Origin of the sequence: Mesorhizobium sp. M5C.F.Ca.IN.020.29.1.1 (assembly GCF_003997375.1) — a bacterium.
In the GTDB taxonomy this organism is placed as follows: domain Bacteria; phylum Pseudomonadota; class Alphaproteobacteria; order Rhizobiales; family Rhizobiaceae; genus Mesorhizobium; species Mesorhizobium wenxiniae.
This window is the reverse complement of sequence record NZ_RZSW01000183.1, coordinates 1-10,799: the sequence shown is the minus strand read 5'-3', so window position 1 is coordinate 10,799 and position 10,799 is coordinate 1. Positions and strand designations below refer to the sequence as shown.

Here is a 10,799-nt window from a genome sequence, read left to right as displayed (position 1 = left end):
GTCAACAATCCCGATCACGGTTTTTGCCGCGACTGCCTGACCTTCCAGCGCAGCGAAACACGGCGCTGCGAACGCTGCGGCAGTCCACGGCTTGCCCGCCATCCGGAGCTCTACCGGCTGCGTCTTGCCCATATCGACTGCGACGCGTTTTACGCGGCGGTCGAAAAGCGCGACAACCCAGCGCTGAAGGACCGGCCGTTGATCATCGGCGGCGGCAAGCGCGGCGTCGTCTCCACCGCTTGCTACATCGCGCGCATCAACGGGGTGCGCTCGGCGATGCCGATGTTCAAGGCGCTCGAAGCCTGTCCGGAAGCGGTCGTCATCCCCCCGGACATGGAAAAATATGCACGTGTCGGCCGCGAGGTGCGCGCCATGATGCAGGCGCTGACGCCGCTGGTCGAGCCGATCTCCATCGACGAAGCATTTCTGGATCTAGCCGGCACCGAGCGTCTGCATGGCTTGCCGCCGGCGGTGGTGCTGGCGCGCTTCGCGCTTGGCGTGGAGAAGGAGATCGGCATCACCGTTTCAGCAGGCCTTTCCTACTGCAAGTTCCTGGCCAAGGTGGCATCGGACTTTCGCAAGCCGCGCGGCTTTTCGGTGATCGGCGAGGCTGAGGCATCAGGCTTTTTGGCCGAGCAGCCGGTGACGCTGATCTGGGGTGTGGGAAAAGCTTTCGCCGCCACGCTTGAACGGGACGGCGTCCGGATGATTGGCCAGTTGCAGCGCATGGAGCGCGGCGACCTGATGCGCCGCTATGGCGTGATGGGCGACCGGCTCTACCATCTTTCACGCGGCGAGGACGACCGCCGCGTCCATCCCGACCAGGATGCGAAGAGCGTATCGGCGGAGACCACCTTCGACACCGACGTCGCTTCCCTGGATGAATTGGTTTCGGTGCTGAGAGCGCTTTCGGAAAAGGTTTCCGGGCGGCTGAAGAAATCCGGCATTGCCGGGCGCACCGTCGTGCTGAAGCTGAAGACCCAGGATTTCAAGACCCGCACGCGCAACCGCCAACTCGGCGATCCGACACGGCTGGCCGACCGCATTTTTTCGACCGGGCTCGAACTGCTGCGCAAGGAGGCGGATGGCACGAGATACCGGCTGCTCGGCATCGGTGTGAGCGACCTCTCGAATGACGACAAGGCCGATCCGCCCGACCTCGTCGATATTCAGTCGCGCAAGCGCGCCATGGCCGAAGGCGCCATCGACACGCTACGCGATAAATTCGGCCGCAGGGCGGTGGAGACCGGCTACACCTTCGGCAAGGGCCGCAACGCCCACCCGCCCGAGCCGATCGATGACTGAGTACGATTCTGAACCGAGAGGTCCGCTTAAGCGAAAAGCGGAATCCGGTTCGGAAAAGATCATGCCACAAAAAGATAGAGCGGCTGTCAGATGCGCCTCAAGTCGATCCGGCTGGTCAAAACGCGCTCGCCGGTTTTCGGATCGACGTCGATAACGGTCAGCCGCATCCCGTCCTCGCCATTCTTCTCGACCGTCATTTGCGCCGTGCGATCGCCGTTGACCTCCTTCGCCCAACGGATGCCGAGATTGATCGCATTGCCTGAGCGCCTGCCGCTGAGCTGCGCCGGCCCGGTGCGGGACCCGACATAGGTCCCGGTGTACTTCGTACCGCGGGACTTCAGATCGGCACTGATGGCGCGCGTCACCACGACGAGACCGCGGCAGGTGCCGTCCAGCGACAATGAGCTCGATGTCGCGTCGGAATTGAAGCGGCAGGAGACGCTCACCGTCGGCGCCTCGGTGGTTACCTTGACGGTCCCCTTGCCGGCGAAGTTTCCCTCGAACGAGCGGAGAAAATCGGCCTCGTCGGCATGAGCCGCGCCAGCCGCAGCCGTCAGGCAGCCGGCAAGTACAAATCGTACAAATGATTTCATGGGATCTCTCCTCGTTGATATCGGAACGACGATATTTCCAATGAACTGTCTGTTGGACCAACGCCCGCCGTGAAGGCAGGTTCCGCCTTCAACATGACCGTTTTGCAACACGTCGCTTCTGGCCCAGCCGAATGCGTCGACTAGCGGTTGCGGTGAAAGTCCCGGCTTGCGACATAGCGCGCATGGCACCCTCACCCTCGATCCCCCGGGCCGCGTTCTGGATGGCGCTGTCGATCGCATCGTTTCTGACGATGTCGGTCGCCGGCCGCGCCACGACGGCCGAGCTCAACGTATTCCAGGTGCTGGAGCTGCGCTCGGTGATCGGCCTTTTCATCCTCCTGCCGCTGGTGATGATATCAGGCGGTTTTGCGGCAATGCGCACCAAACGCCCCTTGGCTCATATCGCCCGCAATGTCGTCCATTTTGTCGGCCAGGCGGCATGGCTATACGCCTTGACGCTGATCCCGCTGGCCGTGCTGATCTCCATCGAATTCACGACGCCGATCTGGACGGCCATTCTGGCGGTCGGCTTTCTTGGTGAAAGACTAAGCCGGCCAAGACTTGCGGCCATCGTGCTCGGACTGATCGGTGTGGTGATCATCGTCCGTCCGGGCGTCGGCTCCGTCGATCCGGGACATATCGTCGTGCTGGGTGCCGCGGTCTGCTTCGGCATATCTGTGGTCCTGGTCAAATCGCTGACGCGGACGGACAGCGTCGTGTCCATCATCTTCTGGATGCTGGTCATACAGTCGGTGCTCGGCCTTATCCCGGCGCTCTACGAATGGCGCAACCCGCCGCTCGAACTTTGGCCGTGGATCCTGCTGATCGCCTTCACCGGCATGTCGTCGCATTTCTGCATGGCCCGCGCGCTCGCCTATGCCGACGCGACCGTCATCTCGCCGATGGACTTTTTACGCGTGCCGCTGTCAGCGCTGATCGGCTGGCTGCTCTACCACGAGCAGATCGATGCTTTCACCGCCGGCGGCGCCTTGCTGATCCTGTTGGGCAATCTGCTCAATCTGCAGAAAAAAGCGAGCAAACCAGCGGAAGTGGCAGCGTCTTAGCATTTTGCAGCCAAGCATCTTCGTTTGGCGTCCGACAAAATGCGTGAAAGCAAAGAATTACAGCGCGGTTTTAGTTCCACCAAAACCGCGCTCCAACCTCGCATCTTAGTCGCCTTCGTCGGGGATGTTGAGGATATGCCCGCAGGCCTTGCAGTGGACGGCGTCGGCTTCATGCCGCTGAAGGCCGCATTGCGGGCAAGGAAAAAACACCTTGTTGGGACGGAAGAGCGCCTGCGCCAGCCTGACGAACAGCGATATGCCGATGATCATGGTGACGATGGCGGTGAGCTTGCCGGCGATACCCGGCAGGACGATGTCACCGAAGCCGGTCGTGGTCACCGTGGCGACGGTGAAATAAAGCGCGTCGACATAGCCTTCGAGACCGGCCCCAGTGCGGAAGAAGAAGGTGTAGACAAAACCGGTGATGACAAGGAGGAATGTCAGGAGATTGATGACTGCGTGGCTCGCCTCGCGCCATTTTTTGAGGCCGCGCATCTCGAGATACCGCCACAGCGCGCCGCTGCGCGACAGCGACCACAGCCGCAATATGCGCAGGAAGCCCAGATTGGCTAGCGCTGAAGGCATCAGCAGCGTCAGCAGGATAAATGCATCGACCCACGACGCCGGCTGTTTCATCAGGCGCAGCATGTCGTTGGAGGCAAGCAGCCGCGCAATCATGTCGGCGGCGACAAGCGCTGCCACGGAATAATCGAGCCAGAGGAACGAAGGCGACTCCTGGATTACCGGTGTGGCGATGAAGAAGGCGATGATGGCAAGGTCGATGATGATCGCGACCAGTTGAAACCGGAAAGCCGCGGGCGTGCGCCCGTGATAGAGCTTGCGCAGCGTGCCGCGCAGCCGCGTCAAGGCTGAATCCCGAGCTCCGTCCCTGTCTGGCGCCTTCATGACAACTGCGATAACGCTCGCTGCGACAGCCGTCCAGTGGGGCAGAGCAGGGTGAAGCCGTTGTGGCTTGAGAACATCCGGAGCGTTTCAGACCCGGAAAGCGATCAGACCGGTTCCGCCTCGATGATGCTGATGCGAGGTCCAGCTTCAACGATATTGGCGACCTGGAAATCCGACGCCGCAAGCAGCAACTCGAATTCTTCTCCCGTGCGCTCCTGCCCGCCCGGCATGACCAGCATGTTCAGATCGCCGAATTTTGCGCCGGCGCCTTCGTTGGGCGGCGCCAGAATGCTCTCAAGCACCAGCAGTTTGCCGTCTGGGCGCATCGCCCGGCGGCAGGTTTTCAGGATCCGGATGTTTGTGTCGTCGTCCCAGTCATGCAGGATCCATTTAAGCACAACCGCATCGGCGCCCTCGGGCACCGAGACGAAGAAATCGCCGGCGACGATGTCGCATCGATCGGCCACGCCCGCGGCGTCAAAGATCGGGCCGGCCTTCGCCACGACCTGCGGCTGATCGAAAAGAATGCCGCGCTGGCCGGGATTGCGGCAGAGAATTTCGGCAAGCAGCGCGCCCTGCCCGCCCGCGACATCCATGACAACAGAGAACGGCCGGAAGTCATAGGCCGCGATCACCGCGGCGGCGACGCCACGCGACATGGCCGTCATCGCGCGGTCGAAGATGACGGACTCTTCCGGATGCTCCGCCCGGTATTCCCAAACGCCCTTGCCATGAGCGTGGCGAAAGGCATTTTCGCCGGTGCTGACACTGTGCAGCAGATCGCTCCATGCCTGACGGAAATACGGCCGTCCGGCCAGAATCGCCCACGGTGCGACCGAATGCTGAACATCGGATCGCAACGCGACGCCAACCGGGGTCAGCGAGAAAAACCGGTCTTCCGCTTCATGGAACACGCCAACCGATGCCAGGGCGCGCAGCAGCCGGTAGAGCGCTTGCGGATGAGTATTGGTCAACGCAGCAAGTTCGCCGCTGGTGCGTTTTCCGTCCTTGAGATGGTCTGCGATGCCCAGTGTGGCGGCGACGCATACCGCCTGAGATACCTGGAACCCATTGACCATTTTCTGGAGTTCGGCAGCAGCTGTCCGCTCGTCCATGAGGCTCTCCCCCGGCCGCCGAAAGAGCCAGGCCAGCAACCGAAAAGACGAGTTGATGGCATGGCGGGCCGACCTCACGATACCAGTGGCAATGTCACCAGCCAATCCGGCGCTGGGCATGCTGGCGCTGGCTTGGCGGAACACGGTCCAAACACCCGAGGCTGTGCCAATCCGCGTTAGCTCACACCAGCTCTACTTCCACCACGCCCGGCACCGCGCGCATGGCCGACGCGATCTGCGGCGAGACGCGGTAACGGTTGGGCAGTTCGATCTCGACCTCGCCCTGCGCCTCATCCTTGATGACGATAATGCTCACCTGGCTATCGCCGCGCTGGGTAAGCTGCGATTGAATCGCCGACGCCGGTCGGTCATCCCTGACAAAGATGCGCAAGGCCTTCTGGATGCGGCTTGCCTCGTCCTCCAGCGACTGCACCGTCTGGATGCGCAGATTGACGCCTTCGGGCCTGTCCTCGGCCGAAACGGTGATCACCACCGATCGGCCGGGCTCGAGCAGGTCGCGATACTGCGCCAGACCTTCGGAAAAAAGCACCGCTTCATACTGGCCCGACGTGTCGGAGAACTGCACGACGCCCATTTTGTTGCCGGTGCGCGTCTTGCGCTCCTGCTTGGTGGTGACGGTGCCGGCAAGCCGCCCGGCGGCAGCACCGCGTTTGACCGCGGCCGAGAACTCGGCCCAGTTCTGCACCCGCATCTTCTGCAGCGCCGCCTTGTATTCGTCCAGCGGATGCGCGGAGAGATAGAAGCCGACCACCTGGAATTCACGGTGCAGGCGGTCGGCGGCAAGCCACGGGTCGGTCGCCGGCAGGTTGAGCGCCTGCGACTGTGCGCCGAGCGAAGCACCGAAAATGTCGTGCTGGCCCGACATTGCATTCTGCTGCGCCAGCGACGCCAGCCCCATCATCCGCTCGACGCCCGCCATCATCGCGGCGCGGTCGTGGCCGAAGCAGTCGAGCGCGCCGGCCATGATCAGGCTTTCGAAGACCCGCTTGCCGACGATCTTCGGATCGACCCTTTCGCAGAAATCGGCGAGGTTCTTGAACGGTTTCCCGCCGCGCATGGCGACGATATGCTCGACCGCCGCGTCGCCGACGCCCTTGAGCGCGGCCAGCGAATAGAAGATCCGGTTCTCGCCGACTTCGAAGGCCCGGAAGCTTGATATCACCGACGGCGCCACGACGTCGATGCCGAGGCGCAGCGCATCCTGGCGGAAATCGGCGAGCTTGTCGGTGTTACCCATGTCGAGCGTCATCGACGCGGCCAGGAACTCGACCGGGTAGTGCGCCCTCAGATAGGCCGTCTGGTAGGAGACGACGGCATAGGCGGCCGCATGCGACTTGTTGAAACCGTAGTCGGCGAACTTTGCCAGCAGGTCGAAAATGAAGTCGGCTTGCGGCTTGCCGACGCCGCGCTCGACCGCGCCCGAAACAAAGCGCTCGCGCTGCTTGTCCATCTCGGCGCGGATCTTCTTGCCCATGGCGCGGCGCAGCAAATCGGCTTCGCCCAGCGAATAGCCGGCAAGCTCCTGCGCGATCTGCATCACCTGTTCCTGGTAGACGATTACGCCTTGCGTCTCCTTCACCAGATGGTCGATCTTTGGATGGATCGACGCCATCTCCTCCTCGCCATGCTTTCTGGCGTTGTAGGTCGGGATGTTCTCCATCGGCCCCGGCCGGTAAAGCGCGACCAGCGCGATAATGTCCTCGATGCAGTCGGGGCGCATGCCGATCAGCGCCTTGCGCATGCCTGCACTTTCCACCTGGAACACGCCGACCACTTCGCCGCGCGACAGCATGGCATAGGTATCGGGGTCATCGAGCGGAATGTGGGCGAGATCGATCTCGATGCCGCGGCGGCGGATCAGCTTGACCGCGGTCTCCAGCACCGTCAGCGTCTTCAGGCCGAGAAAGTCGAACTTCACCAGCCCGGCCTGCTCGACATACTTCATGTTGAACTGGGTGACCGGCATGTCGGAGCGCGGGTCGCGGTACATTGGCACCAGCTCCCACAGTGGCCGGTCGCCGATGACGATCCCGGCGGCATGCGTCGAGGCGTGGCGGTAGAGCCCTTCCAGCTTCTGCGCCATGTCGAGCAGTGTCTGCACGATCGGCTCCCGCTCGGCCTCTTCGGCAAAGCGCGGCTCGTTGGCGATGGCGTCGGCGAGCTTGACCGGATTGGCCGGGTTCGACGGCACCATCTTAGAGAGCTTGTCGACCTGGCCATAGGGCATCTGCAGCACCCGGCCGACATCGCGAAGCACTGCGCGGGCCTGCAGCGTACCGAAGGTGATGATCTGGCCGACCTGGTCGCGGCCGTATTTCTGCTGGACGTAGCGGATGACCTCTTCGCGCCGATCCTGGCAGAAATCGATGTCGAAGTCGGGCATCGACACGCGGTCTGGATTGAGAAAGCGCTCGAACAGCAGCGAGAAGCGCAGCGGATCGATGTCGGTGATGGTCGTCGAATATGCAACCAGCGAGCCGGCGCCCGATCCGCGGCCCGGCCCGACCGGAATGCCTTGCGCCTTCGCCCATTTGATGAAGTCGGCGACGATCAGAAAGTAGCCGGGATATTTCATCCTCTCGATGACCCCGAGCTCGAAATCCAGCCTTTCGCGATATTGTTTGGCTGTGTAGCCAGCAGTTGGGCCGTGCGCTGCGAGCCGCGCCTCCAGCCCTTCATGCGCCTGTCTGGCAAGCTCCTGCGCCTCCGCCTTCACCGCCGCATCGGCGTCGGCGACGTCGCCGCCGGCAAAGCGGGGCAGGATCGGGTTGCGGGTCTTGGGATAGTAGGAGCAGCGCAGCGCGATTTCGACGGTGTTGTCGATCGCTTCCGGCAGATCGGCGAACAGCCTCGCCATGTCAGCCTGGCTTCTCAGAAAATTGTCGGGCGACAGGCGCCGGCGATTGTCCACGGCGACCACCGAACCTTCGGCGATGGCGATCAGCGCATCATGCGCCTCATAGTCGTCGCGCGAGGAGAAAAACGCCTCGTTGGTGGCAACCAGCGGCAAGTCATTGATGTAGGCGAGGTCGACTGACGATTTTTCGATGGCCCGGTCATAACCGGAAACCCGTTCCAGCTCGACATAGAGCCGGTCGCCGAACAGCGCCTTGAGCGCCAAAAGCCGCGTCTCGGCGAGGTCGCGGCGGTCCTCTTTCAGAGCATTGCCGATCGGGCCGCGCGGCCCGCCGCTGAGACAGATCAGGCCGTCGCAATGGCCGTGCAGCATCTCGGTCGTCAGATGCACGGCCTCGCCGGGCGGCGTTTCGAGATAGACCCGGCTGACCAGCCTGACCAGATTGCTGTAGCCGGCCTCGGTCGCCGCGATCAGGACCACCGGCCGCATTTCCGGGCCTTGCCGTCTGCGGTCGCGCTGGCTGTCGCTGGCTTCACCGGAAAAGGCGAGAGCGGTCTGGCAGCCGATGATCGGCTGAATGCCCTCCTTTACCGCCTTTTGCGCAAACTCGAGCGCGCCGAACAGATTGTTGGTGTCGGTGACGGCGATGGCCGGGGCGTCATCCTTCACCGCATGGCCGACAACGGTGCCGAGCTGCAGTGCGCCTTCGAGCAGCGAATAGGCCGAATGCACGCGCAGATGAATGAACGGCCGCGCAGGCGCTTCCGGCCGGGATGCCTTCATGAAGGCCTCACGCCGCAACGGGTCGCGTGGAAGTGTCTCATTCGCCATGGTTTTTAGCGCCGCTTGAAAGGACTCAGTCGGGGAAAATGTATTGTCCGGCAGCAGGTAACACGAGTCCAGCGGTAGTGATTAGGCCGTGAACCCATAAACTGGGATTCACCGAGATGGCTGGGAAGCGGGCGTTGCCATGCGTTCCCAAGCTGCTAAGTCTACTCCGTGTTGGAAGTAGCGCGCATGTCACTTTCGCGATTCGTTGAGAAGTGGACCATCCCAACATATCCCCCTGAGTCAGTCTCAGATGAGGATTTGGGTGCTGCTGAGCAGCAGCTGGGCGTCCACTTTCCCGAAGACTATCGACAAGCAGTACTTGACGTCGGGTTGCCTCGGCCCACAATCGCGCTGTTAGACGCGATCGTCGAGCGTGAACTGGATCTGCATGATCTTCATGACTTCTATTCTCCGAAGGAGATCGTTGAGGAAACGCTTAGCTGGCGTGAGATCGGGATGCCTGATCGGCTTGTAGCTATCGCGAGCGATGGGTCCGGATACAAGTTCTGCTTCAATGCAGACCAGCTCGGCGGTGACAGCGCCGGCATGCGGGCAATTTGGTTCTTCGATCACGACTTTGGAACCGTCGATGAGGTTGCACCAAGTTTTCATGCGTGGATTGACGCTCTTTGCGTCGTCGAGCCGTGGCGCGAGGAGCCGAGTTAAGTCCGCAGCACCCACCACGTTAGTCGAAAAGAAGCCTGAACAAAAACCGTCGGCGCAAACCAGCACCATACCAAGGTTAGTAACATAGCTGCCGGAACAAAGAAAGAACAAATACCTGCGACAGCAGAAAATTTGAATTCCTCACGGCCTCGCCTCGTCCATCCTGTAGTGAGCGTGCTTTGGAAGTCGCGTTCCTTCGCGCCCCCCTGTCCTGCCCGACATCTCCCCCTCCAGTGGGGGATTGGCTGTCATCTCGGCTTTCGCCGATCTCGTAGGATGCAGAAAGGGCGCTGTCCCGCCAACTTCTGACGGGCGTCGGGGCGGGTTTCAGCCTCACGCGAATTCCATGATCACCGCATCGACTGCGAGGCTGTCGCCCGGCTTAGCCTTGAGTTTCGACACTGTAAGATCGCGCTCGGCGCGCAGCACGTTTTCCATCTTCATCGCCTCGACGACCGCCAACGTCTCGCCGGCCTTGACCTCCTGCCCCTCGGCAACGGCAATCGACACGACGAGGCCGGGCATCGGGCAGAGCAGCATCTTCGACGTGTCGGGCGCCACTTTTTCCGGCATCAGCCTTTCGAGCTCCGCGGTGCGCGGCAGCATGGCGCGTGCCGTCACCGACATGCCTTTCCAGGCGATGCGAAATCCGTTCGGCACCGGCCTGATCTGCGCCGCAACCCTGCTACCGCCGACCGTGCCGCGCCAGATGAGATCGCCCGGCCGCCAGTCGGACGCCACCGTCAGCGCCTTGCCACCGTCGATCGACATGTGGAGCTCCAGCGGAATGGAAATCATGCCTCCAAGGACAGAGGCCGAAAGGTAATCCTCGCCGATCTTGATCACCCAGTCGCGTTTCAGGGCACCCGAATGCGGCGCCAGTCGCCCGCCCAGCCGGTCGAGCCGGTCGCGGCGCAGCAGTTCGATCGCGCTGGCGATGCCTGCGAAAATGGCCTTTTCCTGGCTATCAGGCGCGATCGGCGCGAAGCCATCAGCATATTCCTCTGATATGAAGGCGGTCGATATCAGCCCTTCCCGCCAGCGCGGATGCTGCATCAGCGCCGCCAGGAACGGCATGTTGTGCTCGATGCCGTCGACGACAAAGCTGTCGAGCGCCTCCGACATGGCGGCGATGGCGGCGAGCCGCGTCGGTGCCCAGGTGCACAGCTTGGCGATCATCGGATCATAGAACATCGAGATTTCCGAACCCTCGGTGACGCCGGTATCGTTTCGGACGACGACGTCGCCGAACCGTCCCTCTTCCGGTGGCCGGTATCTCGTCAGCCGGCCAATCGACGGCAGGAAATTGCGATACGGGTCCTCGGCGTAGAGCCGGCTTTCCACCGCCCAGCCGTTCAGCTTGACATCGCTTTGCTTGATAGCGAGCTTTTCGCCGGCAGCTATGCGGATCATCTGCTCGACCAAATCGATGCCGGTGACG

The 10,799-nt window shown here is 62.3% G+C and carries 8 protein-coding genes; 3 read left to right on the top strand and 5 right to left on the bottom strand.

The annotated features are described in order from the left end of the window. Positions 1-1,305 (top strand): DNA polymerase IV (locus EOA85_RS16365; protein ID WP_127210364.1); only part of this gene is annotated, 1,305 nt, incomplete at its 5' end. Between the two features lie 86 nt (positions 1,306-1,391). On the opposite strand, the gene EOA85_RS16360 is transcribed toward EOA85_RS16365, so the two are convergent. Then, positions 1,392-1,898: a hypothetical protein gene (locus EOA85_RS16360; protein ID WP_127210362.1), complete on the bottom strand. Its 507-nt coding sequence runs from the start codon at positions 1,896-1,898 to the stop codon at positions 1,392-1,394. Positions 1,899-2,080: 182 nt separating this feature from the next. On the opposite strand from EOA85_RS16360, the gene EOA85_RS16355 reads away from it, so the two are divergent. Next, positions 2,081-2,962 carry a DMT family transporter gene (locus EOA85_RS16355; protein ID WP_127210360.1) on the top strand — a complete coding sequence of 294 codons (882 nt, stop codon included), beginning with the start codon at positions 2,081-2,083 and terminating at the stop codon, positions 2,960-2,962. 105 nt (positions 2,963-3,067) lie between these two features. Here the strand turns inward: EOA85_RS16355 and EOA85_RS16350 are convergent, their stop codons facing one another. From EOA85_RS16350 to dnaE, 3 genes are all read right to left on the bottom strand, one after another. Next, a complete protein-coding gene (locus EOA85_RS16350) occupies positions 3,068-3,868 on the bottom strand; it encodes a potassium channel family protein (protein WP_127210358.1) in 801 nt (266 codons plus the stop codon). 104 nt (positions 3,869-3,972) lie between these two features. Continuing rightward, positions 3,973-4,983: a methyltransferase gene (locus EOA85_RS16345; RefSeq protein WP_127210356.1), complete on the bottom strand. Its 1,011-nt coding sequence runs from the start codon at positions 4,981-4,983 to the stop codon at positions 3,973-3,975. 181 nt (positions 4,984-5,164) lie between these two features. Further along, complete coding sequence (gene dnaE / locus EOA85_RS16340) at positions 5,165-8,644, bottom strand: DNA polymerase III subunit alpha (protein WP_206523309.1); 3,480 nt, start codon at positions 8,642-8,644, stop codon at positions 5,165-5,167. A gap of 234 nt (positions 8,645-8,878) precedes the next feature. On the opposite strand from dnaE, the gene EOA85_RS16335 reads away from it, so the two are divergent. Next, the gene (locus EOA85_RS16335) at positions 8,879-9,358 is read left to right on the top strand and encodes an SMI1/KNR4 family protein (RefSeq protein WP_127210352.1); all 480 of its coding nucleotides are present in this window, start codon (positions 8,879-8,881) and stop codon (positions 9,356-9,358) included. 333 nt (positions 9,359-9,691) lie between these two features. Here EOA85_RS16335 and EOA85_RS16330 read toward each other — a convergent pair. Beyond that, positions 9,692-10,799 (bottom strand): biotin/lipoyl-containing protein (locus tag EOA85_RS16330; RefSeq protein WP_127210350.1); only part of this gene is annotated, 1,108 nt, incomplete at its 5' end.